Annotated in this window: 15 protein-coding genes; 7 read left to right on the top strand and 8 right to left on the bottom strand. The window is 70.2% G+C overall.

What is annotated here, in order from left to right; all coding sequences use genetic code 11:
• Positions 1 to 355: 355 nt before the first annotated feature.
• The 5 genes from ML01_RS11475 to grxC form a co-directional block, all read right to left on the bottom strand.
• The gene (locus tag ML01_RS11475; protein ID WP_058555537.1) at positions 356 to 1666 is read right to left on the bottom strand and encodes an NAD(P)/FAD-dependent oxidoreductase; all 1311 of its coding nucleotides are present in this window, start codon (positions 1664 to 1666) and stop codon (positions 356 to 358) included.
• A 19-nt stretch (positions 1667 to 1685) separates the two neighbouring features.
• A complete protein-coding gene (locus ML01_RS11470; protein WP_058555536.1) occupies positions 1686 to 3020 on the bottom strand; it encodes a DUF1552 domain-containing protein in 1335 nt (444 codons plus the stop codon).
• Positions 3021 to 3042: 22 nt separating this feature from the next.
• The gene (locus ML01_RS27205) at positions 3043 to 7155 is read right to left on the bottom strand and encodes a cellulose binding domain-containing protein (protein WP_082674184.1); all 4113 of its coding nucleotides are present in this window, start codon (positions 7153 to 7155) and stop codon (positions 3043 to 3045) included.
• Positions 7156 to 7541: 386 nt separating this feature from the next.
• Positions 7542 to 7958 (bottom strand): RNA-binding S4 domain-containing protein, encoded by a 417-nt coding sequence (locus ML01_RS11460; RefSeq protein ID WP_058555535.1) that lies wholly within the window; start codon positions 7956 to 7958, stop codon positions 7542 to 7544.
• Positions 7955 to 8197 (bottom strand): glutaredoxin 3, encoded by a 243-nt coding sequence (gene grxC / locus ML01_RS11455; RefSeq protein WP_058555593.1) that lies wholly within the window; start codon positions 8195 to 8197, stop codon positions 7955 to 7957. The genes ML01_RS11460 and grxC overlap by 4 nt, the downstream gene beginning before the upstream one ends.
• Before the next feature lie 306 nt (positions 8198 to 8503).
• Between grxC and pepN the strand changes: the two genes are divergently transcribed.
• Together pepN and ML01_RS11445 are read left to right on the top strand one after the other, a co-directional pair.
• Entirely contained in the window at positions 8504 to 11170 is a 2667-nt protein-coding gene (gene pepN, locus ML01_RS11450; protein ID WP_058555534.1) for an aminopeptidase N, read from the top strand.
• Between the two features lie 389 nt (positions 11171 to 11559).
• The gene (locus ML01_RS11445; protein WP_058555533.1) at positions 11560 to 12726 is read left to right on the top strand and encodes a Fic family protein; all 1167 of its coding nucleotides are present in this window, start codon (positions 11560 to 11562) and stop codon (positions 12724 to 12726) included.
• Between the two features lie 35 nt (positions 12727 to 12761).
• On the opposite strand, the gene ML01_RS11440 is transcribed toward ML01_RS11445, so the two are convergent.
• Together ML01_RS11440 and murF are read right to left on the bottom strand one after the other, a co-directional pair.
• Entirely contained in the window at positions 12762 to 13541 is a 780-nt protein-coding gene (locus ML01_RS11440; protein ID WP_058555532.1) for an IclR family transcriptional regulator, read from the bottom strand.
• Positions 13542 to 13553: 12 nt separating this feature from the next.
• Positions 13554 to 14894: a UDP-N-acetylmuramoyl-tripeptide--D-alanyl-D-alanine ligase gene (gene murF, locus ML01_RS11435; RefSeq protein WP_058555531.1), complete on the bottom strand. Its 1341-nt coding sequence runs from the start codon at positions 14892 to 14894 to the stop codon at positions 13554 to 13556.
• A gap of 625 nt (positions 14895 to 15519) precedes the next feature.
• Here murF and ML01_RS11430 point away from each other — a divergent pair.
• Positions 15520 to 16152: a hypothetical protein gene (locus tag ML01_RS11430; protein ID WP_058555530.1), complete on the top strand. Its 633-nt coding sequence runs from the start codon at positions 15520 to 15522 to the stop codon at positions 16150 to 16152.
• Here ML01_RS11430 and ML01_RS11425 read toward each other — a convergent pair.
• A complete protein-coding gene (locus ML01_RS11425) occupies positions 16145 to 18115 on the bottom strand; it encodes an N-6 DNA methylase (protein ID WP_058555529.1) in 1971 nt (656 codons plus the stop codon). The genes ML01_RS11430 and ML01_RS11425 overlap by 8 nt on opposite strands.
• A gap of 568 nt (positions 18116 to 18683) precedes the next feature.
• On the opposite strand from ML01_RS11425, the gene ML01_RS11420 reads away from it, so the two are divergent.
• The 4 genes from ML01_RS11420 to ML01_RS11405 all read left to right on the top strand — a co-directional run bounded on the left by ML01_RS11420 (position 18684) and on the right by ML01_RS11405 (position 26143).
• The gene (locus tag ML01_RS11420; RefSeq protein ID WP_058555528.1) at positions 18684 to 20927 is read left to right on the top strand and encodes a hypothetical protein; all 2244 of its coding nucleotides are present in this window, start codon (positions 18684 to 18686) and stop codon (positions 20925 to 20927) included.
• A 117-nt stretch (positions 20928 to 21044) separates the two neighbouring features.
• The gene (locus tag ML01_RS11415) at positions 21045 to 22394 is read left to right on the top strand and encodes a four-carbon acid sugar kinase family protein (RefSeq protein ID WP_058555527.1); all 1350 of its coding nucleotides are present in this window, start codon (positions 21045 to 21047) and stop codon (positions 22392 to 22394) included.
• Between the two features lie 516 nt (positions 22395 to 22910).
• On the top strand, positions 22911 to 23273 hold the full coding sequence (locus ML01_RS11410) for a hypothetical protein (RefSeq protein WP_058555526.1): 363 nt from the start codon (positions 22911 to 22913) through the stop codon (positions 23271 to 23273).
• Complete coding sequence (locus tag ML01_RS11405) at positions 23270 to 26143, top strand: NACHT domain-containing NTPase (RefSeq protein ID WP_058555525.1); 2874 nt, start codon at positions 23270 to 23272, stop codon at positions 26141 to 26143. The genes ML01_RS11410 and ML01_RS11405 overlap by 4 nt, the downstream gene beginning before the upstream one ends.
• Positions 26144 to 26377: the final 234 nt, after the last annotated feature.

The raw sequence follows: 26377 nt of genomic DNA, 5'->3' as shown, positions 1-26377 counted from the left end.
CTGGAGCGGTGTCGCGAGAGGAAATCTTGCCCGGTCTCTGGAGCGGTGTCGCGAGAGGAGGGTGGAGCCGATGCCGCGGCGGGCGACTGAAGTCGCCCGCCACAGGGGCCGGATGAATCCGGCGTAGCCAGGGGAGCCGGATGAATCCGGCGTACCGGGGGGCCGGATGAATCCGGCGTAGCCAGGGGGGCCGGATGAATCCGGCGTAGCCAGGGGGCCGGATGAATCCGGCGTAGCCAGGGGGGCCGGATGAATCCGGCGTAGCCAGGGGGGCCGGATGAATCCGGCGTACCCAGGGAGCCGGATGAATCCGGCGTACCCGGGGAGCCGGATGAATCCGGCGTACCCGGGGGCGTCAGCCGAACACGTCCCGCGTGAAGTTGCGGTACCAGGAGTGGGCGTAGTCCACATCGATGCGGCGGTGGCGCTCGCCGGCATCGGCCGGGGACAGGCCGCCGGCGCCGGGGATGGCCGTGATGCTCTGCCCGTCGTCGGACAGGCGATAGACGGCGAGCACGGAAATGGCCCAGTCGCTGCCGACGACGCTGTAGCAGGCGTTGACGAAGGACGGGCTCGGCACCTCCAAGCCGGCTTGCAGCGCGGCGATGGCGGCGGCGCAGGCCTTGGCCTCGGCGTTGGCGGCGACGCCGGACTTGGGCAGCGCCGGCGCCGTGCAGGCATCGCCGATGACGTGGATGTACGGATGGCGCGTGGACTCGAACGTGAGCGGGTCCACCGGGCACCAGCCGCTCGCGTCCGTGAGGTCCGCGGCAAAGGCGATGGGCCCCGCCTGTTGCGCCGGGATCAGGTTCAAGACATCCGCCTGCACCAGGTCGCCGAATGCGGTGCGCACGGTGCGGCTCGCCGCGTCCACCTCCACGACGCCGGACAGGTCCGCGCCGGAGCGCCATTCGATCATCTGCCCCTCGCCGTAGCCGTACAGCGCGGCCCAGGCCTGCTCGAACAGCGCCTGCTTCGCGAAGCTCGTCTTCGGGTCCAGCATCAGCACCCGCGAGGCCGGCTTGTGGCGCTTGAGGTACTGCGCGATCAGGCTCGCCCGCTCGTAGGGCGCGGGCGGGCAGCGGTAGGGGTTCGGCGGGGCGGCGATGACGACGGTGCCGCCGTCCGGCATGGCCTCCAACTGCGCGCGCAGCGTCAGGGTCTGCGCGCCGGCCTTCCAGGCGTGCGGGATGGTCTCGGCGACGGCGGCGCTGTAGCCGGCGATGCTGTCCCAGCGCAAATCGATGCCGGGGGCGACGATGCAGCGGTCGTAGCCGAGTCGCCGGCCGCCTTGGGTCGCGACCTCGCGCGCCGCCGGGTCGATGCCGGTGACCGTGTCGATGATCACGGTCACGCCCGCGGCGCGCAGCCCGTCGTAGCCCTGGCGCAGTGAGTCGAGCCCGCGCTCGCCGCCGAGCACCTCGTTGCTCATGTAGCAGGTGAGGTGGCTCGGCTCGCGCTCGATGAGCGTCACGCTGAGCCCCGGGTCCGCCCGGCGCAGGTAGCGCGCCGCGGTGGCGCCGCCGGTGCCGCCGCCGACGATGACGATGTGGCCGCTCGCGGCGGCGGCGAGGCGCGGCAGCCCGAGGGCCGCGGCGCCGCCGAGAGCGATGGCGTGCTTCAGGGCGTGCTTGAGAAAGCGCCTGCGGGAGGATGTGGTGCGCATGCTCTGGTGCCTCCGTCGATCAGGCGCCCGCGACGAGCCCGCCGAGCTCGCCGGGGTTGCTGTCGGTGTTGCCGAACTCGCTGATGGGCACGCCGGCGAAGCGGGCCATGCTCACCAGGATCTTGTTGTGCGCGGCGTTGCCGTAGTCCAGCACCCGGTTGCCGGCGATGCCCGCGGCGCCGCCGCCGGCGAGCACGAAGGGCATGTTGCGGTGGTTATGGCCGCTGGAGTCGCCGAGCTCCGAGAACATCCAGATCAGTGTGTTGTCGAGCAGGGAGCCGGCGCCGTCCGGGTAGGCCGCGAGCGCGCCGACGAGGTCCGCGAAGCGCGCCGCGAACCAGGCCTTGATGAGGTCGAAGTTGCCGTCCTGCATGTGCGAGGCCTGATGGCAGGGCATGCTGCTGCCGCTCGACGGGATGATGACCGGCGTCACCGGATAGGCCCACTTCAGCGTCACGACGCGGGTGAGATCGCAGGCAAGCGACAGCACCGCGAGATCGGTCTGCAGCCGGCCGACGGTCGCGAAGTTGGCGTGGCTGAGATGCTCGTTGCGCGTGACGGTAAAGCCCTGCGTGTTGAAGCCGGCGGTGTCGCAACTGCCGGCGACCACATCGCCGAGCGTGCGCTCGACGGCGCGGATGGACTCCAGATGCAGCTCCAGCTTCTGCTGCTCCACGCCGCCCAAGCGGGTCTTGAGCGCATTCACCTCCGCGAGGCTGCGGTCGATGAGGCTGCGCCGCCGGGCGATGAGCGCGTCCTGCGTCGCGTCGGTGCCGAACAGCCGCTCGAACACCGCGAGCGGGTTGTCGTCGGTGTTCATGGCCTTGCCGGCGGCATCGAAGGTGATGGGCTTGGACCACTCGTTGCCGATGACGCCAAGGTTCAGAAAGGGCCGCGGCACGGCGGTCTTGAAGCGCTCGCCCAAATACCAGTCCAGCGTCGGCCCCGGGTCGTGCATGTGCCCGGAGCGCCCGGAGAGCATCTTCACCTGCCCGCCCTCGTGGGTGCCAGCGCTGCCGTACATGTCCACGCCGCGCAGAAACACGCAGTGCTGGCGCACGGGCTGAAGCGGCGCCGTCATCACCGGCAACGTGAAGTCGCTGCCCGCGCCCACCGGATGCCAGGAGCGGTAGGTGACGCCGTTCGGCACGTAGACGAAGATCACGCGCCGCGGCGCGCTCACCTGCGCCACGGCCGGGCGCGCCAGGCCCCAGGTCAGCGGCGACAGCGCGGCGCCCAGGCTCGCGGCGCCGAGCGTGCGCAGAAAGCCCCTGCGCGCGGGCGAGTACGCGGGCGCGCCGCCGGCATCGCCGCGCCGTGCCGCGCGCCGGTGCGGGTTGACTTGCTTGCTCATGTGGTCCGTCTCCGGGGCTGGCTCAGGGCGCGTCGGCCGGCCGCCGATGCGTGAAGGCGCGGGAATTGACGATGCCGAGCAGCAGCGTCTGGATGTCGTAGCCGTTGTCGGCGTAGTGCTGCTGCAAGGCGTCCAGCGCGCAACTGTCGGCCGCGGTCTCCTCATGGCCGGTGGCGAAGCGGTAATACTGCACCGCGAGGCACTGCGCCGCGCGCTCGCTGCCGGCGACCATGGCGTTCATCTGCGCGAGGTCCGCGAAGACGTATTCCTCGGTGGGCTGGAAGGTCTCGAGCCCGCGCAGCACGCCGCTCGCGTCCACGGGCTGGCCGTTGTCGGTGCTGCGCCAGCGCCCGGCGCCGTCGTAGTGCTCGAACGCGAAGCCCGGCCCGTCGAGGTACTGATGGCAGTCGTAGCAGACCTGGTTGGAGCTGCTGTGGATGTCGAAGCGCTCGCGGGTGGTGAGCGTCGGGTCCGGCGGCGGCACCTGCACGCCCATGTTGCCCACCGGCGGCAGCTCCTGGCAGAGCATGCGGTTCAAGAAAAACGCCCCGCGCTTGAACGGGTGCGACGCATCGGCGCTCGCGTAGTTGGCCATGACGGCGCCCAAGGTCATCACGCCGAGCCTGGAGCCGTCCGTTACCGGCACCGGCGCGAAGTCGTCGCCGGGCGGCGCCGGCAGGCCGTAGTAGGCCGCGAGCACCGGGTTCACCAGCGCGTAGTCGGCCGTCAGCAGCTCCTCGAAGCCGCCGCTGGAGTCGAACACGACGTGGTTGAAGAAGTGCATCAGCTCCTCTGCCATGGCCGCGGCCACCTCGGCGGTATAGGCGGGATAGGCCGCCGGGTCCTTGCTCGGGGACTCGTAGGGGTCGCGAGCGAGCAGCCACTGCCCGGCGAATTCCCCGGTGCGCGCGCGCGCCCGCGGGCTGGCCAGCAGCCGCGCGGCCTGGGTGATGAGGCCGGTGGCGGTGTCGAGCTCGCCGCGCCCGGCGGCGGCGAGCAGGGCGTCGTCCGGCAGCGTGCCGTGGAACAGATACGACAGCGCTGCGGCCAGCTCGTAGCCGGTGAGCTTGTAGCTGCCGTCCGGCTCAAGCTCGCCGAGCTCGGAGCGGTACAGGAAGCTCGGCGAGGCCAGCATGGACGTGATGCCAAGCCGCAGCGCATCGTCGAAGCCACGGCCGGTGAAGAGCGCCAGGTACCAGCCGCGCTCGTCGTCCGTCAGCGGGCGGCGGAAGGCGCGGCGGCCGAAGCCGTCCACGAAGGCCGCCGCGCAGGCGGCGTCGGTGCCGGTGCAGGGCACGAGGCCGGCGCGGTTCGCGGCGACGGCGGTGGCGGCGAGCTCCTCGGCGAGGCCCAGATAGGTCTCGAAGTGCACCGGGGTGACGCGGTTGTGCTCGACGTTGTTGTCGAAGCCCAAGATGCGGTTCTCCACCGGCAGCCGGTTGATCAGGTCCAGCTCCAGCCCGAGCAGGTCGTTGACGGTGTTCTGGTACTCGCGCCGGGTCAGCAGCCGCAGGCTCTGCACGCCGGCGGGCTCGGTGCCCGCGCAGGCCACGGCACCGCCACCGCCACTGCCCCCGCCGCCGCCGGTATCCGCGCTCAGCACCTCGATCATGTAGGCCGCGAGCGACTCGGCGCAGAGGCCGTTGCAGCTATCCGGGTCGGATGGCGGCATGGTGGCCTCGGTGATGGCCGCGAGGCTCGCGAAGGCGCCGGCGTCGAACAGGTTCAGCGGCCGGTTCACGAAGCCGCCGGCGCCGTCGTCGCCGTGGCAGGCGCCGCAGTTGAAGTCGGCGTACTGGATGGCGCCGAACTGGGCCAGCGTCGGCAGCTCGATGGCCGCCGCGACGGCGTCGCTGCTGCCGGCCAGGTTCACGGCGCTGACGCGATAGTCGTAGCGGGTGCCGAGCAGCACGCCCGGGTCCTGGTGCACCTGCACGCCGGCGCCGACGTTGAGCAACTGCGTCCAGGGTCCGCCGGCGTCGGCGCGCTCGATGCGGAAGCCCAGCTCGTTGTTGCTCTGATCCGTCCAGCCGAGCTCCACGGCGCCGCTCGCGAGCAGGCGCGCGGTGAGCGACGCGGGTGCCGCGGGGGGCAGGTCCGGGTTGCCGCCGCCGCTAGTGCCGCCACCGCCGCCGGTGCCGCCGTCGCCCGACTCGCCGCCGCCGCCGCCGCCGTCGCCGCCGCCGGGATAGCCGCCGGCGTAGAAGTGCGCGAGCGCGGTCATGGCCTCGGCGCCGTGCAGGCCGTGCAGGTAGGCGACCTCATCGGCCATCTCGGCGGGCTGGGACGGGCTCAGGCCTTCGGCGAAGTCGAGCAGCGTGGTTTCCAGGTAGGTGCGCCATTGGCCCGCCAGGCGCACGCCGGTGAGGCTCGCGTCTTCGCCGTCGACGCCATGGCAGATCCAGCAGACCTGATCGTGCAGCTCGGCGCCGAAGGCCGCGAGCAGCGGGTCCGTGGTCTGCTCCGTGTCTGTAAATGGCAGCGCCGCGAAGTGCTCCGCCAGCGCCAGGGTCTGCGCGTCGGTGTAGCCGGGGGCGATGCGGTCCATGACGGTCGCGAAGCGCGTGCCGTCGCGGTAGGCCTGCATGACGCCGACGAAGTAGTCGACGCCGAGCCCGGCGATACTCGGCACGGCGGCGCCGCCGCTCGCGCCGTCGGTGCCGTGGCAGACGGCGCAGGTGTCGGCCAGCGCCGTCACCGGGATCACGGAGCGGTCGCGCAGCTTGGCGCGGGCGACGTTGCCATAGGCCGAGCTACCGGCGGCGTTCACGGTGCGCAGCCGATAGTCGTACGCCACCTCCAGCGCCATGGCGGTGTCGGTGGTCTCGACGGCGTCGCCGGGCAGGGTCGCGAAGGCCGTCCAAGTGCCGCCGTCCGCGCGGCGCTGCAGCTCCAGCCGCTCCGGGTCGCCGGGGACGGCGGTCCAGGTGAGCACGGCATGGGCGTTGTCCACGACGCTGGCCGCGAGCCCCTGCGGCACCAGCGGCGGGAAGACGATGTCCTCCGGCTGGCCCGCGCAGCGCACGCCGTCGATGGTGAGATCGATGGGCGGCGGGTTGAAGCCGCCGTGGGCCACGTTGAAGCCGAAGTCGAGCTGCCCGGCCGGGGCGATGGTCCCGTTCCAGCCGGCGGGGCGCACGCTGACCGCGCTGCCGTCCTGCTGGTGGACGCCGTTCCAGAGCCCGGTAATGGTCTGGCCCGCCGGCATGGTCCAGGCGATGGTCCAATCGCTAAGCTGCCGGCCGGTGTTGTGGAGCGTCACGTCGATGGTGGCGCCGTGGCCCCAGTCCTCGCGCACGCGGTAGTCGAGCACGCAGGCGATGGGCTCGGGCTCCGGCGGATCGGTCACATCGGGCGGCGGCACCTGGCCGGCGCAGGGCACGCCGTTCAGCGCCACGTCGCCGGGGATGCGGTTGCTGCCGCCGTGGCTCAGGTTGAAGCCGATGCCGATGTCGGCGCCCGCCGCGACGCTCTGGTTCCAGCCGGCCGGCGTCACCTGCACGGCGGCGCCGCTTTGGGTAAAGCTGCCGTTCCAGCCGCCCGTGATCTGCTGGCCGTCCGGCATGGTCCAGGCGAGGGTCCAGCCGGTGAGCGGGTCGCCGTCGTTGCGGACGTCGATGTCGATGGTGGCACCGCTGCCCCAGTCCTCGCGGACCCGATAGTCCACCGTGCAGGCCGTGACCGGCTCCGACGGTGGCGGCGGTGCCGCCTGTCCGGCGCAGGTCTCGCCGTTCACGGCGATGTCCCACGGAATGCCGTTGGCGCCCGTGTGGCTGGCGTTGAAGCCGAAGCTCACGTCGGCACCGGCGGCGACGCCCGCGTTCCAGCCCGCATTGCTGACGCTCAAGGCCGCGCCGTTCTGGCTGTGGCTGCCGTTCCAGAGGCCGGTGACCTGCTGGCCGTCCGGCATGGTCCAGGACGCGCTCCAGCCGGACCAGGCGACCGGGTCTTGGTTGGTGAGGCGCACCTCGGCCGTGAAGCCGTTGCCCCACTGATTGGTGACGCGGTAGTCCACCAGGCAGGCGGCCTGCGCGCCCGGGCCGAGCAGCGTCAGCAGCACGGACAGCAACAGCAGGATCGATGGGCGCCGACGGGCGCGCGGCCGGCGGAGCGGACGGGGTGCGGCAGCCTGCATGATCGGCCTGGCTCCTGGTTCAGGGGGGCTGGGACGCTCGCGGCACGGGTTCTGACGCGCGAGGGTGAGGGCGGAGCCTAGCAGGGCTTCGGGAAGCAACAGCGTGACTGCGCCGCAATTTTGGAATCACTGCCGCAGCGGGTGCGATGTTGCCGACGAGCGGGGCTTTTATGAGCGTGGACGGTTGCGGCTGGGGCCGGTCGGTTGCGTTTTGTCGTTGCGGGCGCGAGTGATGTCGCCGGTTGCCGGGGGGCCGGATAAATCCGGCGTACCCGGGCGCGGCGGCGCCTCCCGGGTACGCCGACTTCAGTCGGCCAACCAGATACGCCGACTTCAGTCGGCAGGAGCGCCGGCATGAGACGCGCGCGCCGCGGCGCCGCCGCACGCTACCGCTCGCGCCCGATGAACTCGCCGATGCGCCGCCGATCGCGCTTCGTCGGCCGGCCGTGCTCGGGCGATGGGGTGGAACCCGCCTCGCGGCGCTCGCGCACCATGTCCTGGCGCCTCAGGCGGCTCGCCTCGTCTTCGGTGTAGAGCAGCATGGCCTCGGCGGCGGGGCGGCGCTGCTTGGCGATGCCCAGCACCTCGATCCGCCATTCCAGCTCGCCCTTGTGGATCGTGAGCCGGGTGCCGGGGCGGATGGCGCGGCCGGGCTTCACGCGCTGGCCGTCCACCTGCACCTTGCCGCCGTTGATGGCCTCCACGGCCAGCGGGCGGGTCTTGAAGAAGCGCGCCGCCCAGAGCCACTTGTCGAGGCGCTGGCTGCCGGCGTCCGCCGCCGCGTCGTCTCTGCCGGCGCTCATGCGTGCGCGAGCAGCGGGTCGAGCTTGCCGGCGCGCTCCAGCGCGGCCATGTCGTCATAGCCGCCGACATGGACCTCGCCGATGAAGATCTGCGGGACCGTGACGCGGTTCGAGCGCCGGGTCATTTCCTGGAAGCGCTCGCGGTCGTTGTCTATGGATATCTCCTCCCAGGTGACGCCCTTCTGCTCCAGCAGGTGCCGGGCGCGCACGCAGTAGGGGCAGAAGGCGGTGGCGTACATGCGGATGTGCGGCTGGGGCGCGTCGGCTTCGCGCTCGTCGTCGGTATCCTGGTTGGCGATGCCTTGGCTGGATGGCATGCTGCTGGGCTGCATCTGGCTCCTCGGAGTAAGGTCGGTTGGCGGTGTCGCGTGCGTCGTCGCCGCCGCGGTGACTTGAAAACCTCACGCGCCGGCCGGACAAGCCGAAAGACTGACACAAGCGCCCCGTTGCCGCCAAGCCAGGCGCGCGGTGCCGGACATCCGCGCTCGATGCACCAGCAACCCAGCCGCGCATCCAAGACCGACCCAGCCGAGACCCAACGCCCCATGTATCGCCCAACGCCCCCGGTCATTCAACTGAAAGACTATCGCCCGCCGGAGTTCCTGATCGATCAGGTGGCGCTCCGTATCGACCTGGGCTTCGATGAGACCGCGGTGCACGCGGAGCTGGATCTGCGCCGCAACCCGGCCTCGACCCGCGGCGACGGCGATCTGCACCTGGACGGCGAGCACCTGGAGCTGCTGGAGATCGCCCTCGACGAGCGCCCGCTGCCGCCGGTGGAGTACGAGCTGCGCGAGAACGCGCTCATCGTGCGCCGGGTGCCGGACCGCTTTCGGCTGCGCACCCGCGTGCTGATCCGCCCGCGCAAGAACACCGCGCTGGAGGGCCTCTACGTCTCCGGCGACATGCTCTGCACCCAGTGCGAGGCGGAGGGCTTTCGGCGCATCACTTTCTTCTTGGACCGCCCGGACGTCATGGCGCGCTTTCGCGTCGCGCTGGCGGCGGACCCGACGCTGTTCCCGGTGCTGCTCTCCAACGGCAACCCGGCGGGCGCGGAGACGCTGCCCGACGGCCGCAAGCTCGCGCGCTGGGATGACCCCTTCCCGAAGCCGAGCTATCTCTTCGCCGTCGTCGCCGGGGACTTGGCCGCCGTGTCGGACAGCTTCACGACCGCCTCCGGCCGCGCCGTGCCGCTGAACATCTATGTCGAGCCCGAGAACATCGACAAGTGCGACCACGCCATGCGCTCGCTCAAGGCCGCCATGCGCTGGGACGAGGAGCGCTACGGGCGCGAATATGACCTGGATGTGTTCAACATCGTCGCCGTCAGCCACTTCAACATGGGCGCGATGGAGAACAAGGGCCTCAACGTCTTCAACGCCAAGTACATCCTGGCCCGCCCGGACACGGCGACCGACGCGGACTTCGCCGGCATCGAGGGCGTCGTCGCCCACGAGTACTTCCACAACTGGACCGGCAACCGCATCACCTGCCGCGACTGGTTCCAGCTCAGCCTGAAGGAGGGCTTCACCGTCTACCGCGACCAGGAGTTCAGCGCCGACATGAGCTCCCGCGGCGTCAAGCGCATCGGCGACGTGCGCATGCTGCGCGCGCGCCAGTTCCCGGAGGACGCGGGCCCCATGGCGCACCCGGTGCGCCCGGACTCCTACATCGAGATCAACAACTTCTACACCGCCACGGTGTACGAGAAAGGCGCCGAGGTGGTCCGCATGCAGGCCAACCTGCTCGGCCCGGAGCGCTTTCGCCGCGGCACGGATCTGTATTTCGAGCGCTTCGACGGCCAGGCCGTGACGACGGAGGATTTTGTCGCCTGCATGGAAGAGGCCGGCGGCATGGACTTAGGCCAGTTCCGCCGTTGGTACGCCCAGGCCGGCACGCCGGTGCTCGAATGCGCCGACGGCTTCGACGCGCGCACCGGCACCTATCGGCTGGAGGTGCGCCAGCACACGCCGGCCACGCCGGGTCAGAGCACCAAGCTGCCGCTGCATATCCCCTTCGCGCTCGGCCTGCTGGACGCGGACGGCAATGACCTGCCGGTACAGCTCGCGGGCGAGACCGAGCCGCCCCCGGCCGGCACCCGCATGCTCGCGCTGCGCGAGCCGGTGACGCGCTTCGAGGTCATCGGCCTTGCGGCGGAGCCGGTGCCGTCGCTGCTGCGCGGCTTCTCGGCGCCGGCCAGCGTGCAGTATCCGTACACCGATGATCAGCTCACCTTCCTGATGGCCCACGACAGCGACGGCTTCAACCGCTGGGATGCGGCGCAGACGCTGGCCGTGAGGCTGTTGCTGGCGCTGGTCGACGAGGCCGACGCCGAGGTGCCGGACGCCTTCATCGATGCCTTTCGCCGCGCGCTCGCCGATGCCGACGGCGATCAGGCCCTGCTCGCCGAGGTGCTGACGCTGCCGTCGGAGAGCTATCTCGGCGACCAGATGAGCGTCGTGGATGTCGATGGCATCCACCAGGCGCGCGAGCGGCTCGCGAGCGTCATCGGCGAGCGGCTGCGGGAGCCGTTGCTGGCGCTGTTCGATGCGAGCCGAGAGCCCGCCGACTACGAGCTGACCCCGGCCGCGACGGGCCGCCGGGCGCTGCGCAACTGCGTGCTCGGCTATGTCATGCGCGCGCCGACGCCGGACATCGTCGCCCGCTGCCAAGCGCAGTTCGACGCCGGCCACAACATGACCGACGTCAGCGCGGCGCTGCGCTGCCTGGTGGAGGCGGACCCGGCCGTCGTCGGCGACGCCGGCGACAACGCGCTGGCCGCGTTCTATCAGCGCTGGTCCGGGGACGCGCTGGTGCTGGACAAGTGGTTCTCCTTGCAGGCGCAGGCGAGCCGGGCGGACACGCTGGCGCGGGTCGAGGGCCTGCTCGCGCACCCGAAGTTCTCCCTCACCAACCCCAACCGCGTGCGCGCGCTCATCGGCGCCTTCGCCGTCGGCAATCCGCTGCGCTTCCATGCCGCGGACGGCGCCGGCTACCGCTTCCTCGCCGACCGCATCCTGGAGCTGGACCCGCTGAACCCGCAGATCGCCTCGCGCCTGCTGTACCCCATGACCCGCTGGCGGCGCTACGACGAGACGCGCCAAGCGCTGATCCGCGCCCAGCTCGAGCGGGTGCTCGAAGTCGAGGGCCTGTCCAGCGATGTCTACGAGGTGGTATCGAAGACGCTGGGTGCGGAGCAGCCGGCGGGGTGAGCCGGGCCGGCGGGCTCCCGGCGTCGGCGCGAGCCCGCTCGCGGCAGACGCGGGATACGCGGGCCGGCTAAAGTGCTCAGCCGTTGGACCATCACCACCGAAGCGCCTAGCCCACCATGGGCTTCGAAATCGTAGGGTTCGATTTCGATCCCGATCCCGACGCGCCGCGCCAGTCCGAAGTCCCGTCGAAACTTGACTCATCTGCACACATTCGGCTTCCTCAAGCAAGCTAGCGTTCCGGGCGACCATCGCCCGCGCGTGCCGCAGCGCACCCCTGCCGCGCCGGCAAGCTCCCGAGGGCGCGGCCGTGCCGCGCGCGGTTCTTGTTAAAGATCCGCCCGTAGAATTTAATAAGCCCAAGGCTTATTAAAGCGGGCGCTATCCACCTCATGCAGCGCGGACCGACCGGAGATTACACAGTCACGGCCCTGGGCGGCGAGCAGGTGCGGGCCTTCGTGCCATGGCCGTTGCCGCCGCAACCGCCGCTGGTGCTGGACGATGCGCTCCAGGCGCAGTTGGAGCGGGCGACGCTGGCCGTCGGGCGCCTGGACAGCATCGGCATGCTGGTGCCGGACCCGGGCCTGTTGTTGTACGCCTATGTGCGTCGCGAGGCCGTGGTGTCTTCGCAGATCGAGGGCACGCAATCGTCGCTGTCGCAGTTGCTGATGTTCGAGGCGGACGAGGCCCCGGGCGTGCCGCTGGACGATGTGCTGGAAGTATCCAACTACGTGGTCGCGCTGGAGCACGGACTGTCGCGCCTGGCAGGCGGCTTTCCGCTGTGCAATCGGCTGCTGCGCGAGGTGCATGAGCGACTCCTGGCGAGCGGGCGCGGAGCGGACAAGGAGCCGGGGGTGTTCCGCCGCTCGCAGAACTGGATCGGTGGCACCCGGCCCGGCAATGCCCGCTGCGTGCCCCCGCCGCCGCAGCAGGTGGAGCCCTGTCTGGCGGCGCTGGAGCGCTACCTCAACGCCGATGTGCGCACGCAGCCGGCGCTGATTCAGGCGGCGCTGGCGCACGTGCAGTTCGAGACCATCCACCCCTTCCTCGACGGCAACGGCCGCGTCGGGCGTTTGCTGATCGTGCTGCTGCTGCACGCCCGCGGGCTGCTGGCGCAACCGCTGCTCTACTTGAGCCTGTTCTTCAAGCAGCACCGGGCGCTGTATTACGAGCGTCTCGGCGCGATCCGCGAGCATGGCGATTGGGAGTCCTGGCTCGCCTTCTTTCTGGAAGGCGTGGAGCTGACCGCGCACGGCGCGGTCGACACCACGCGACGCCTGCTGCGCCTGTTCGAGCAAGACACCGCCCTGATCCGTGCCGGCGGCGCGCGGCGCACGGCGACCCTGCTGGCCGTCTACGACGTGCTGCGGCATCGCCCGGTGATCGCCCTGGGGCCGCTGGCGGAGTCGGCCGGCGTCAGCTTTCCGACGGCAGCCAAGGCCATTGAGCAGCTCATGGCCCTAGGGCTGGTGGAGGAGTTGACAGGCGGGCGCCGGAACCGCCTGTTCGCCTACCGCCGCTATCTGGACATCCTGAACGAGGATATGGAGCCGCTATGAGCCATCCTGAACGAGGTTTGCGCCGCCAGTGTCGGTCACCGCTGCCCCAGTGGTCGCGCACCGAGCTGCGCGGATAGGTCTCGGCCTGCGGCCGTGAGCGGCTCGATCCAGTCCATCTGCCGGCGCTCGATGGGCGCGGATACCGACAGGCCCCCGGCGACGCGCCCGCTGCCCGCCAGCAGCAGCACGCCGATGCAGCCGACGTCGAGCTCCGCCTCCTGGTTGTCCAGCGCATAGCCCTGCGTCAGCGCCGCGTTGCACTCGGCGATGAGCCGCTCGACGTCGGTGATGCTGTTGCGCGTATAGGCGGGCAGGTTGGTGCGCTCGGCGTAGGCGCGGATGGCGGCCTCGCCGCCGGCGGCGAGCATCAGCTTGCCGACGGCGGTGACGTGCAGCGGTGCGCGGGCGCCGATGAGCTGGTGCACGTGGATGCTGCGGCTCGGCGTCGCCTTGTCGATGTAGACGACTTGGTCGCCCTCGCGGATAGTGAGATTGATGGTCTCGCCGAGCCGCTCGCAGAGCGCCGCCATCACCGGCCGCGCCAGCGCGCGCACGTCCACGTCGCCGTGCAGGCGCACGCCGAGCTGCAACAGCCGAAGCCCGAGCCGGTAATGCCCGGCGGCGTCGCGCTCGACGAAGCCGTTGTCCGCCAGCGAGGCGAGGATGCGATGCGCCGTGGACGGATGCAGCCCCGTCTCGGCACCGAGCACCTTGAGGCTCACGGGCTCCGGGTAGCGTGCGATGGCGTCGAGCAGCGCCGCCGCACGGTCGATGACCTGGATGCCGCCAGCCGCGCGCCCGGCGTCAGTGGCCATCACCGCGGCGCGTCAGGCCTTGCCGTAGCGCTTTTCTAGCGCCGGCAGCAGCCGTTCCAGCGCCATGCCGCGGGAGCCCTTCAGCAGCAGTGTTGCGTCTGGTGTCAACTCCGCCGCGATCTCGGCCGCGAGCGCCTCCGACCACGCCGGGTGCGCGCTCACCGCCAGCTCGTCCAACGCGAGCTGCGCGGCGGCGGCGGCGAAGTGCGGGCCGATCAGCACGCAGCACTCGGCCGTGTCCGCGGCCAGCGCGGCGATGTCCCGATGGGCGGACTCGCTGAACTGGCCCAGCTCCAGCATGTCGCCGAGCACCGCCATCCGCGGTGCTGGATATTCGGCGAGCACCGCAAGCGCCGCGCGCATGGAGGTCGGGTTGGCGTTGTAGGCGTCGTTGATGATGGTGGGGCGGTGCGGGTCGTCGGCGCCGCTCACCTCGCCGCGCATCGGCGCATGGCCGGCGGCGGGCCAGGCGGACGCGATGATGTCCTCGGCGACGCCGAAGCAGCGCGCCACGGCGCTGGCCGCGGAGGCGTTGAGCCGGTTGTGCTCGCCTGGCAGCGGCAGGCCGGCGGTAATCGGGTCCACGTCGAAGGCCTGGATCGCGAACGCCGGCTCCGCCGGCAAGGTCAGCGGTACCGGCAGCCGCGCCTCCGCGAGCAGGATGGCCGTGCCGCCGGGCGCGACGTGCTCCAGCACCGTGGATTCTTCCCGAGCGACGCCGTTCAGGTCGCGGAAGAACTCCAGGTGCTCCTCGCCGATGCTGGTGATGATGGCGATGTCCGGGCGCACGATGGCGGCCAGCGCGGCGATCTCGCCGGGGTGATTGGTGCCGACCTCGGCCACCAGAAAATCCTGCTCGGCCCGCGCGCCGAGCAGCGTCAACGGCACGCCGAGGTGATTGTTGAAGCTCTTCGGGCTCTGCGTGCCGGTGAGCCCGGCGTGGCTGAGCACGTGGTGGATCAGATGCCGCGTGGTGGTCTTGCCGTTGCTGCCGCAGACGCTAACGACGCGGCAGCCGCTCGCGCCGAGCAGATCCCGCCAGCGCGCGGCCAGCGCCTGCAGGGCCGCAACGGTGGACTCGACCCGCAGCACGGCGAGCCCGCCGCCGGGCGGCGCCACGTCCTGCTCGACGATGGCGAGGTGCGCACCCGCTGCCTGCGCCTGGTCCAGAAAGCCGTGTCCGTCGAAGCGCTCCCCGGCGATGGCGACGAAGGCCTCGCCCGGCTGCAGGGTGCGGCTATCGATACCGACGCCGGCGAGCGGTGCGCGAGCGTCCGCCGGTGGTGCGAGCCAGCGGCCGGCGGTGATCTCGGCGAAGGCCGCGGGGGTCCAGAAGCGGTTGGGGTCGGTCATGGGCGGGCGCTCGGGTCGCGAGGGGTTGACGTGCGGGCGATGTGGGCATCGGCGCGAGCATAGCAGCAGCTCGCGCGGCGCGGGCAGCATGCGCGAGGGCGGTGACGCCACGCCCGCGGCCGCTAGTCAGGTGCCGAGCAGCGCCGTCAGCCAGCGGCGCATGCGCCGGTGGTGGCTCCCCTCCCAGTGTCGAAGCCGAGCAGCCGCAGCCTGCGCCCGAGCTTGCCATGAGGTGGCTGTCGCACAGGAACCGTAGGCGGGCGGGTGCCGGAGCCCCGGACCTGCCGCCGGGTATGGCCGAGTTCTCGGTCATTGGATCGGGCTCCCGGGTGAATCCGCGGCGCGCGCAAGCGCTCGGTGCCTGCCGGGGGCGAGTCGGGTGGTCAGCTTCCGCAAGCTGAGTCAGGCCCGCCCGGTATCGCGTCAGTGCACCGGCCGGCGTCACTTTGCTGTTAACGACGGCCGCTCCTTGTCGGCCGGCCCCTATGCTGCGGTCCGATCCGAGGCATAATCGCTGCGTCGCCACGGCGCGCGAGCACATTGACGCGCATCGCGCCGTTCCCACGGCGCGTCGCTGCGAGCAATAACAACACTGGCGCGGAAGCCGATTCGAATTTGGCCGCACATGATTCGGGATCCATCGGAAACCTTTCTTCAAACCGCGACGCCACAAGACCTCGCGACGATCGATCAACACCGCCGCGAGGTTAAGAAGGCGCTCCGGGACGCGGGCGCGCCAAATAACCTCTTGTCGGCGATCGAAACGCGGGCGTTGCGGTCTGGGCGTCGCCAAACCGGTCAGTTCAAGAGCAATCGGGAGCCCCGATGGCAGATGAACCACAACGATCCCCAATACGGAACCGAGTGGGACTGCAAGGTCATTCAGCTTCGACTGATGGGTATGTGTCTTCAGTTCGACAACGCGCCGGCCGTACCAGATGAAATCCGCCAGCTGTTGGAGGAGGATTATGTCGGACAGCCGATCATCGCCGGATCGTACCGCGATAGTTTGCTGTTGGAAAGCATGGATTACCTGCTGTTGGTCCGCGAAGTGGAGAATCCGAGGCATGGATCATCGCAGTTTCACATCGGTCACGAAGACCCGACCATTCACCCTAAGCATGTGCCGCACAACATTTCGTGGCGCTCTCACCGCAGTAATTTGATTCAAGGCAACATGACGTTGCGGGAAGCTCGGATCTATATCATCAAGCTGATCGCTCGTTACTTCGAGCTTGGGGAGCTTGACATCAATTGACCGCGCTGCGCAGCTCATTGACTGGCGCCAGCGGGGCTGCTACGTACTGCCGCGCCTTTCGCGCCAGCTCGCGCGCCTGAATTCGATCTGCGATGACCTCTGACACCATGCGGATGGTCTCGTGTTGTTGGTGGGTGTTTATAGGTAGCGGTAACACCAGATCCAGTATGCGTCGGCCAAGGCTGTCGATGATGTCCTGCGTCAACTGCTTTGAGCGAATCTGCCGCTGTACAGGCTCGCTCGACAAGAGTGCGAGCAACAGCATTGGGTGTAGGGCCACGGTGTCCTGGACGCGGATCTTGTAGAGATGGCTCTGAAAGAGAATGCGCGTGTCGTAAGCCGATATTAGCGCGCAAGTGCCGATGAGATAGGTGCCGTCCTTGACCATCAGGATGTCGTTCTCGCGAACATCCAGGCGCGCTGCATACTGATCGTAAATTGCCTCGGATACGCAATGCTTAGGATCCAGCTTGATCTCCCAATTCGACAGGTCGGAGGTACGCACGAAAGGAATGTCGCCGCTGCCATAGGCCAGCTTTCCGACCTCGACGCCGGTGCTGTACGAGATAATTCCGTCTTCGACCAGATCTCCGAACCGCACGAGACGGTGGGTCTGGGATAGGTCGCCGAGCACGCGCTGGCCGGCCGGGTCGTAGTACCGTGGTGCCAGGATGTTGTCTCGCAACGCGGACCTGGTGAGCCAGATGCCTGCCTCCTTGTAGGACGGATCGGCCGCGGCGCCGCGGCGATAGTCATCGAGAATAGCCGGTAAGTCATCGCGGGGTATGGGGTTGCCACGGCTGTCGTGGCCGCACCAGCGTGCCTCGGCGACGTAGATGGGCATCCTCGCGGCGGGTCGCATCGGGACCTTCTTGCGTAGCACCAGTAGGCAAGTCTTCGTATGGGTGCCGCCTTTGCCGGAGGTCTTGAACAGGCTCTCCGGCATGCCGACCACGGCGGTGATATCCGCGTGGATGAGCAGGTAGGCAACGACATAGCCGTACTTGGGGCTGCTGATCAGACTCTCCGGGACCACGATGCCCGCACGTCCGCCAGGCTTCAGCAGCGTCAGAATGCGCTCGAGAAACAGAATTTGCGGTGGTGTTCGCGCGCCGAGTATGTCGGTCTTCTGATAATGCCCAGAGGTTGAGCGCGTCCACTTATACGCGAGATCGAAGCCAGCTCGCACCGTCTCGCTGGAGCTGACGATTTTGGAGCCGAAGGGTGGGTTGGTAATGACAACGTCGAAGGTTCCTCTGCTGCGCGCGTCGAGGGAGCTACCGTCAGCGTCGACCAATGCAAGCGAATCGCCGCAACGGACTGAGGCGGACTTGAGCGTCGTCAGGGCAATATGCTGGGACGCCAAGCGGGCGAGATACCTGTCCTTCTCGATGCCGAACAGGTTGCCCGCGGCGTGGGCATCGGCAACCCCTTGTGCTTGCAAGTAGCGCGCGGCGTAGCTGAGGAATGCACCGCTGCCACAGGCCGGGTCGATGACCCGCTCCGAACGTCGTGGATCGACGGCTTCCACGAGCCAGGCCACCGCGGGGGCAGGCGTGAAGAATTGACCTTCGTTGCCCCGGGACTCATTGCCGATGAACGTCTGATACGCGTCTCCGAGTGGATCGCTGTCCACGGCGAAGAGATCCGCAGCCTGCAGCCGCGCGTTGACGAACGCGATGGATTCCGGATCCAGCAGCAGCTCATCATCCGCGGCAAAGAGGTCGGGGAGCTCCGACTTGATGTGTCCGAAGATCTTGCGAAAGCTGCGTGAGAGTGACACCGGGTCTTGCTCGCGCCAACCGTCGAGATCGCCCTCGCGCTGCGCCCATGCACGGCAAAACAGGCACTTGACGACCTCATCGAGCAGCGCCCTGTCGCGCGTAGCGCCGAGGAAGCGGCCGGCTAAGAAGTTGCGGATGTCCTTGAACGCGATCTTGTGCGTGATGCCGCCAGGCTGCATGGGTGTCGTCCGAAACAGATGATGCTTCGGTCGGACCATAAAACAGATCATGATTTCAGGCAAGACAATTTTACACGAAGAGCATCCGCTTTCGGCGAACCCCATGCTTGAGTGGTTGCCACTGCTGTGCGCTCGGCCACGGATTGGGGCAGCAATGCCTCTGGCACGGCGCATCGCCGAAGCGCTCAGCGGTTGGATGAATTGCACAAGGCGGTGTGTAGATCGCCACTCGCCGAAGCGCTCAGCGGTTGGATGAATTGCACAAGGCGGTGTGTAGATCGCCACGACCGCGCGAACACGGGCGCAAGCGTTTGGCGCCGGCCAAGGCGTGGCGCGTGGTCACGTCACCGGCGACACGAACCCGTCCGGCTTCAGCGCCAGCACGGAGGTCTGCGCGCCCTGGAGCAGATCCTCGGCGGTGCTGCCGATGAATCGGAACTCTGCGCGCATCCCGCATTGTGAAATCGATCCCTCATTGCGAAAAACCACCCTTGGCTTCAGCTTGTCCGCATCCGCGGCAACCCCGCCGCGACCTTCCGACCACCGACATCACCGCTGGAGCCCTGCCATGTCCGCCCCGCTGCCGACCGACGATCTCGCCCCGTCCGCGACCACCGCCGACGCCATCCCCGACTTCTGCGCGGGCATGCTGCACTTCGCGGCGCCCGGCCCGCGCGACGCGGAGCTGGCGGCAGCGCCCGTCATCGCGGCGGGCGACACGGCCATTGCGGCCATCGACGAGGCGGCTGTCTATCAGACCCGGCTCGTCGCCGATGCGCTGCGCTACACCACGCTCCAGCTCTGCGCGTCGAAGCAGTCCGGCCACCCCGGCGGCTTCGCCAGCTCCGCGGACGCCATCGCGGCGCTCTTGCTGCTCGGGCACAAGAACATCCTGACGGAGGTCGGCCACCACGCGCCCGGCTTCTACAGCGCCATGTTCTTAGACGGCTCCCTGTCCGCCATGGGCATCGCGACCATGACGGACCTGCAAGCGCGCTTCCGCGAGCGCGACGGGCTGCTCGGGCACCTGTCCGGCGCCATCCCCGGGCTCTTGGCGCCGGCGGGTCCGCTCGGCCAGGGGCAGCACTTCGCGATGGCCGGTGCCTATCTGAATCGCGACAAGCTCTTCCCCTGCACCATCGGCGACGGCGGGCTCGGCGAGCCCTATGTGCTGAGCGCGATGAAGCACTTCCACACGGCCTATCCGGAGGTGACCAACTTCCTGCCGGTGCTGGTGTGGAACGGCTACAGCCAGGAGCACCACGCAATGGTCTCGCTGATGGACAACGCGGCCATGACGGCGCTGTGGCGCGCGCACGACTTCGAGCGCGTGATCCTGATCGATGCGAAGGACTACGACGACGCCGACCAGCCCGGCGCCTACGTGGACAGCACGCGCTTCGGGGAGGCGGCGCGCGACGCCTTCACGCATGCGGTGCTGACGGCGATGCAGGACGCCGCCGACGCGGCCATGAGCGGCAACCTCACCGTAGTCATCGTCAAGCAGTTGAAGGGCGCCGGCGTGCACGCGCACGGGGCCAAGTCCCACAACCTCTATCCCGGCGACACGGCGGACAAGCCGAGCATCGCCGCGGCGCTGCAACGCCGGGCGCTGTCGCCTGCGCAGTGGGCACTGGTGCGGCAGAACCTGTCGCGCGCCGGCGGCGGGCCGGCCGGCCAGGTGGCCGTGACGGAGCGCGAGCGGGCGCTGACCGACATCGGCGCCCTGCCCACCACGGCCTTCCCGGTGGGCGAGAAGGCGGTCCCCTCCAGCGCGATGGCGGAGATGGTCGCGGCGCTCGGCGAGCGCGATGCGCAGTTCATCGTCAGCAACGCCGACGGCACCGAGGCCAGCGCGATGAAGGTCATCAACGAGCGGCTCGGCATCCGCCACCCGACGGCGGACGACCTCTACCACCAGCGCCCCACGGGCCAGGTCTACGAGCCGCTGTCCGAGGACGCCTGCGCCGGTCTCGCCGCCGGCATCGCGCTGTTCGGCGGGCGCTCGCTCTGGCTCAGCTACGAGAGCTTCGCGATCAACGGCTGGCCCATCGTGCAGACCGTCGGCCAGGCCATGGCGGAGCTGCGCCGGCGCAGCCCGGCGCTGGTGACCATGTTCACCGCGGGCGCGCTGGAGCAGGGGCGCAACGGCTGGACGCACCAGCGCCCGGAGATCGAGAGCTACATCGGCGCGCAGTTGCGCAACGGCAACGTGTATCTGCTCTACCCGAGCGACGCGAACATGATCCAGGCCGCCTACGCCTGGGCCGTCGGCCAGTCCAACAAGTGCATCAGCATCATCGCGAGCAAGTCGGCCTTGCCGGTCTACACCACGCCGGCGCAGGCGGAGCAGGCCATCGCGGACGGCGCGGTCAGCCTGTCCGAATCGCCGACGGGCGACGCGCCGCTCGTGGTCTTCGCGGTGGCCGGCGACATGGTGCTGCTGCCGGTGTTCGAGGCGAAAGACCGGCTCGAAGCCGCGGGCACGCGCGTGCGTATCGTCGCTGTGGCCAACCCGCGGCGGCTGTTCCGTCCCGGCGATGTCGCCTGGGAGCACAGCGCGGAGCCGGACGGCGCCTTCATGGACGACGCGGCCTTCGCGGACCTGTTCGATGGGGACGCGCTCATCGCCGTCAGCGGCGGCGGTAGCGCGGCGCTGGAGCCGGTGCTGCTGCGCACCAAGGCACCGGCCCGCGACCTCATCGCCTGGCAGCGCGGCGAGACCACCGCCAGTCCGGGGGAGATCATGGCTTATAACGGGATGACGGGGCCCGCGTTGGCGGAGCGGGCGGCGGGGTTGCTGTCGCCCTAGCCGCTTTTGCCCGAGGGCCGAGGGCCGAGGAGGCTACCGCGTGCCTTGGCCCTCGGCCCTCGGCCCTTCGCCACGTTGCTTTCCCAAGCAACTGAACCGTTCACAGTTGAACCGAACATGACCACAGCGAAGACCAAGATTGTCGCCATCGACGACGACCCCACCGGCTCCCAGACCGTCCACGGCTGCCTGCTGCTGACGCGCTGGGATGTCGCCACCCTCACCGCGGCGCTGACGGACGCCTCCCCGCTCTGCTTCGTGCTCAGCAACACCCGCGGCATGGATGCCGAGCGCGCGGCGGCGGTGACGGGCGAGATCTGCCGCAACCTCCGGCTCGCACTGGCCGAGCTGACGGCCGAGGGCAAGGCGGTGCAACCGGTCATCGTCAGCCGCTCCGACAGCACGCTGCGCGGCCATTACCCGGTGGAGACGGACGTCATCGCCGCGGAGCTCGGCCCCTTCGATGCGCACTTTCTGGTGCCGGCCTTCTTCGAGGGCGGGCGCATCACCCGCGACGGCACGCATTACCTGATCATCGACGGCGAGCGCGTCCCCGTGCACGAGACCGAGTTCGCGAAGGACTCCGTGTTCGGCTTCAGCACCGCCTTCCTGCCGGACTATGTCGCGGAGAAGACCGGCGGGCGCATCAGCGCCGCGCAGGTGGAGCGCATCGGCCTCACCGATCTGCGCGGCGACCCGCCCGCGCTACAACGCCGGCTCATGCAGCTCGCCGGCAACGCCTGCTGCGCGGTGGACGCCGAGCAGCAGTCGGACCTCGACGCCTTCGCCGCCGCCGTGCTGGCCGCGGCGGCGCAGGGCAGGCGCTTCCTGTTCCGCAGCGCCGCGAGCCTGTTGACCTCGCTGGCCGCGTTGCCGCCCCAGCCGGTGGCGCCCGCGGACATGGGCCGCTTCACCCGCAACGGCGTCGCCGGCGTGGTGCTCATCGGCAGCCACGTCGGCAAGTCCACGCGCCAGTTGGAGCACCTGCTCGCCAACACCGACATCGCCGGGCTGGAGATCGACCTCGACCGGCTGGACGACGCCGATGCGCTGATCGCAGACCTCATCGCCGCCGTCGAGCGCGCCCAAGGCGAAGGCCGCGGCGCCGTGCTCTACACCAGCCGCGGCGAGCGCAGCTTCCCGAGCAAGGCGGAGCGCCTCGCCTTCGGCGAGCGGGTGTCGAGCCTGCTCGTGCGCATCGTGCAAAGCCTGCCGGCGGACATCGGTTTTCCCATCAGCAAGGGCGGCATCACGTCCAACGACACGCTAAGCAAGGGCCTGGCCCTGACCACGGCCCGCGTGCTCGGCCAAGTCCGCGCCGGCTGCTCCGTCGTGCGCTGCCCGGCGGACCACCCGCGCTTTCCGGAGCTGCCGGTGGTGATCTTTCCGGGCAACGTCGGCGGGGATGAGGCGCTGACGGAGGTGTACGAGACGCTGTCCGCCGGGCCGCCCGCTGGATCGGGCTGAGCCTAGATTGCTTGGCGGCACCGAACGTTTGCCAGATGAGTCAAGTTTTCAACTGAACGCCGGACTGGCGAGGCGCGTCGGGATCGGGATCGCTATCGCTATCGAAATCGAACCGAGTGCCAACCGATCCCGATCCCGATCCCGATCCCGATCTCGATTTCGATTTCGATGAGCACGACTCGTCGGCCTGAGGCGCTGCCCCGCTCGTGCTTCGCTGCCGCAATCCCGACACGGGGGTTTCGTTGTCGTAATCGAATGTCCGCGGGACTGGAGTGTTGACCTCCAGGTCAACACGGCGACAGAGCGGGATGCGCCGATGTCGCGAGTGCGGAGCCGACCAAGAGGTCGGCTCTCCGGCGCGGTTCCCGCGCCGAACCCGAGACGTTCTTGGGACTTCCGCGCCACTGCACTAGCCCCTAGTCCCTGTCTTTGCCTTGGCACCCGAGAGGGCTTGATCCCGCCCGCGCCCTGTCGCAGCATCACCCTTGTCCGGATGCGCTGACAAGGGAACCCACCATGCTCGACCTGCAAACCATCGTCTCCACCCTGATGACCCTGCTCCTCTACGGCGGCGCCGATGCCGCGAAGGAGCTGATCAACGGCGTCGTCGTCAACGGCGCCACCGAGGCCAGCAAGACCTGGCGTGCCCTAATGCGCAAGGAGCCCGAGGCCTACCCGCTCGCCGACCGCGTCGCCCAAGACCCTGACAACGACGCCGCCGCGTCCGAGCTGCGCATCCTGCTGGAGCGGGTGCTGACCGAGCACCCGGAGCTGCGGCCCACGGGCGACATCACCGTCACCGCCGGCGACATCAAGGCCGACCACGGCAGCGTTGCGGCCGGCGTGGTGACCGGCAACATCACCATCAACAACAAATGATCGGCAAGCCAAAGGACGGCTCGCCCGCCGGTGCGTCCGGCGCAGGGGCCATCCACGCCGAGCACGGCGCCGTCGCCGCCGGCACCATCCAGCACAGCCTGGTGCAGATCTTCAACGGCACCGCGCCGGTGCCGAGCGGCGCCGACGCGCAGGCGCTGGAGGCCGCCTACCTGCACCGGCTCTGCAGCGACTGCGGCGCGCTGGACTGGCTGCGCAGCTTCGGTTACCAGGACCGGGAGACGCCGGCCGCGACGCTGGGCGCCGTCTACACGCCGCTGCGCAGCAACCGCACCGCCGCCACGGCGCGGCTGCCCGAGCGCGACGGCAGCGCGGCGCTGCTGCCCGTGCTGGCGGTGCTCGACACCGAGCGGCACCTGGTGCTGACGGGCGACCCCGGCAGCGGCAAGAGCGCCTTTGCCGATTTCACCGCGCTGTGCCTGGCGGGCGAGCGGCTGCGCGCCCAAGCCCCCGCGGGCATGGCGCCCTGGGCCGGGCCCGGCCTGCACCAGCTCACCGAGCCCCTGCCCGGAAACGACGGCGCGCCGGAGAAAGACGCCCCGCGCCAGCCCTGGTCGCACGGGGCGCTGCTGCCGCTGCGGGTGCTGCTGCGGGAGTTCGCCGCGTCCACCTGCTTCCCGGCGGACGGGGAGCGCGGCGACGCCGGCGCGCTGCTGCGCTACATCGCCGACGACCTGGCGGCAAAGGGCCAGCAGGCCTTCCTGCCCCTGCTGTGGCGGCACCTGAACGGCCTGGCGCCGCCCGGCGCCGGCGTGCTGCTGGTGCTCGACGGCCTGGACGAGGTGCCCCATGCCGGTGAGCGCCGCGCGCGCCTGGTGCAGTGCATCCGCGGCCTGGCCGCGAGCCTGCCGCGCGCCCGGGTCCTGGTCACCTGCCGGCCCTATGCCTACGCGCGGCCCGAGTGGCGCATCCGCGGCTTCGCGGAGGTCGCGCTGGCGCCCTTCGACGAGGGCCAGATCCGCCACTTCGTCGGCCGCTGGTACGCCACCCGCGACGATTTCGCCGCGCCGCGCCGCCGCGAGCGCGCTGAGGATCTGAGCCGCAACCTGCTCGCGCGCCCGGCGCTGCGCGAGCTGGCCGAGCGCCCGCTGCTGCTGACGCTCACCGCCTACCTGCACGGCACCGGCCAGGACCTGCCGGAGCGTCGCGCCGCCCTCTATGACCGGCTGCTCGCGCTGCTCATCGAGCACTGGGAGCGCGCCCGCTTTCTGGACGTGCAGGACGGCGCCGGCGCGCGCCAGCGGGCGCAGTACAGCCTGGCGGAGTTCCTGGACGTGGGCATGGACGAGTTGCGCCTGGTGCTGGAGCGGCGTGCCTTCGAGGCCCACGCCGCCCAGCAGGGCCGCGACGGCACCGCGGACATCCCCGCCAGCGCCCTCAACAACGACCTGCTGTTCATCAAGCGCCGCGACACCCTGCCGGCCAGTGCCGCGGGGGAGGCGCCGCCGCCCACCGACGCGCGCAAGCTCAACGAATACCTGCGCGAGCGCGTCGGCATCCTGCATCAGCGCGGCGGCAGCGACGAGCGCGACGCCGTCTACAGCTTCCCGCACCGCAGCTTCCAGGAGTTCCTCGCCGCGGAGTACCTGAACCGCGATGAGGCCGCGCTGTACGAGCGCTTCCCGGCAGCGAACAGCGACAATTGGGTGGACCTGGCCGCCTGGCTCGCCCGCACCGACCCGGACCGCTGGCGCGAGGTGGTGCTGCTCGCCGCCGGGCGCCATGCCAACAAGACCCTGGCCTGGGATCTCGCCAAGGCGCTGTACCCCGAGCCCGACGCCGAGCCGGCCGCCAACCTGACCCCGGAGGACGCCTGGGGCCTGCGCCTGGCGGCCGAGGTGCTGGCCGAATGCCTGCCGCAGGAGAATCTCAAGCCCGGCAACCGGCGCACCCGCGAGCGCGTCCGCGCCGACCTGCCGCGCCTGCTGGCGGCCAGCACCCTGCCCGCCGCGGAGCGGGTCACGGCCGGGCTCCACCTGGCGCGGCTCGACGACCCGCGCCCCGGTGCGCTGACGCTGGACGCCATGGATTTCTGCCGGGTGCCGGCGGGGCGGTTCTTCCTCGGCGCACCGGACGATGAGGGTTGGCTCGACGCCAAGACCGGCGCCGGCCCGCATCGGATCGACTACGGCTACTGGCTCGCCCGCTGGCCCCTGACGGTGGCACAGTGGCGGGCCTATCTCGCCGCCGCCGGGCGGGAGGCCGAGGACGCGGACAGCCTGCGCGCCCCGGCGAACACTCCCGTGGTGTGGGTCTCCTGGCACGAGGCCATGGCCTGTGTCGACTGGCTCACCGAGCATTGGCAGAGCCGTGGGCTGCTGCCAGCGGGCTGGCGCGTGACCCTGCCCTCGGAGCCCGAGTGGGAGCAGGCGGCCAAGGGCGGCGAGCGCATCCCGGGGCCCGGCGCCGCGCTGATCCGCCCGCTGGCGGAGATCGCGGCGGACCTCGGGCGCGACCCGGCGCTCATCGACAATCCCGAGCCGCGGCGCCGCTACCCCTGGGGCGACGCGCCCGACGCCGAGCGCATGAACTTCAACATGGACATCGGCCGCGTCTCCCCGGTGGGCTGCTATGCGGCGGGGGCCTCGCCCTACGGCTGCGAGGAGCTGGCCGGCAACGTCTGGGAGTGGACGCGCAGCCGTGTCGAGCCCTATCCGTACCCCGAGGACGCCGCCGGCCGCGCCGCCCGCGAGGATCCCTCCGGGTCTGCTGGGCGCGTGTTGCGCGGCGGTGCATTCAACCCCCACCGCAGGAACGCGCGCTGCTCGGTCCGCCTCGTCCCCGTCCCCGACCTCCGCCCCAGCCACGTCGTCGGGTTGCGCCTGTGTCTGTCCCCATCTATTCGCCGCTGATCTCTGGTCCCTCTGTCCTCTGTCCTCTGATCCGCCGCGTCGCTGCCCGCCGGCACCGCCCATGGACTGGTGCCGAGGCTCCGCCTCGGCACCGCGCTCGCCGGCTCCGCCGGCCGTGCCCGCCCCGGGCGGCAGAGCCGCCGGACGGCGTGCCGACAGAGCCTCGGCACGAGCGCGGAACCCTCTGGTGCCGAGGCTCCGCCTCGGCACCGCGTTCGCCGGCTCTGCCGGCAG

It is taken from the genome of Thiohalocapsa sp. ML1 (assembly GCF_001469165.1).
Lineage (GTDB): Bacteria > Pseudomonadota > Gammaproteobacteria > Chromatiales > Chromatiaceae > Thiohalocapsa.
Note: the sequence above shows the minus strand (reverse complement) of the source record. Positions and strands in the feature narration are given on the sequence as shown.

Bases quoted from the DNA above. Each gene is read 5' to 3' on its own strand.
- ML01_RS11475 (WP_058555537.1), bottom strand. From the start codon at position 1,666: ATGCGCACCACATCCTCCCGCAGGCGCTTTCTCAAGCACGCCCTGAAG.
- ML01_RS11470 (WP_058555536.1), bottom strand. From the start codon at position 3,020: ATGAGCAAGCAAGTCAACCCGCACCGGCGCGCGGCACGGCGCGGCGAT.
- ML01_RS27205 (WP_082674184.1), bottom strand. From the start codon at position 7,155: ATGCAGGCTGCCGCACCCCGTCCGCTCCGCCGGCCGCGCGCCCGTCGG.
- ML01_RS11460 (WP_058555535.1), bottom strand. From the start codon at position 7,958: ATGAGCGCCGGCAGAGACGACGCGGCGGCGGACGCCGGCAGCCAGCGC.
- grxC (WP_058555593.1), bottom strand. From the start codon at position 8,197: ATGTACGCCACCGCCTTCTGCCCCTACTGCGTGCGCGCCCGGCACCTG.
- pepN (WP_058555534.1), top strand. From the start codon at position 8,504: ATGTATCGCCCAACGCCCCCGGTCATTCAACTGAAAGACTATCGCCCG.
- ML01_RS11445 (WP_058555533.1), top strand. From the start codon at position 11,560: ATGCAGCGCGGACCGACCGGAGATTACACAGTCACGGCCCTGGGCGGC.
- ML01_RS11440 (WP_058555532.1), bottom strand. From the start codon at position 13,541: ATGGCCACTGACGCCGGGCGCGCGGCTGGCGGCATCCAGGTCATCGAC.
- murF (WP_058555531.1), bottom strand. From the start codon at position 14,894: ATGACCGACCCCAACCGCTTCTGGACCCCCGCGGCCTTCGCCGAGATC.
- ML01_RS11430 (WP_058555530.1), top strand. From the start codon at position 15,520: ATGATTCGGGATCCATCGGAAACCTTTCTTCAAACCGCGACGCCACAA.
- ML01_RS11425 (WP_058555529.1), bottom strand. From the start codon at position 18,115: ATGCAGCCTGGCGGCATCACGCACAAGATCGCGTTCAAGGACATCCGC.
- ML01_RS11420 (WP_058555528.1), top strand. From the start codon at position 18,684: ATGTCCGCCCCGCTGCCGACCGACGATCTCGCCCCGTCCGCGACCACC.
- ML01_RS11415 (WP_058555527.1), top strand. From the start codon at position 21,045: ATGACCACAGCGAAGACCAAGATTGTCGCCATCGACGACGACCCCACC.
- ML01_RS11410 (WP_058555526.1), top strand. From the start codon at position 22,911: ATGCTCGACCTGCAAACCATCGTCTCCACCCTGATGACCCTGCTCCTC.
- ML01_RS11405 (WP_058555525.1), top strand. From the start codon at position 23,270: ATGATCGGCAAGCCAAAGGACGGCTCGCCCGCCGGTGCGTCCGGCGCA.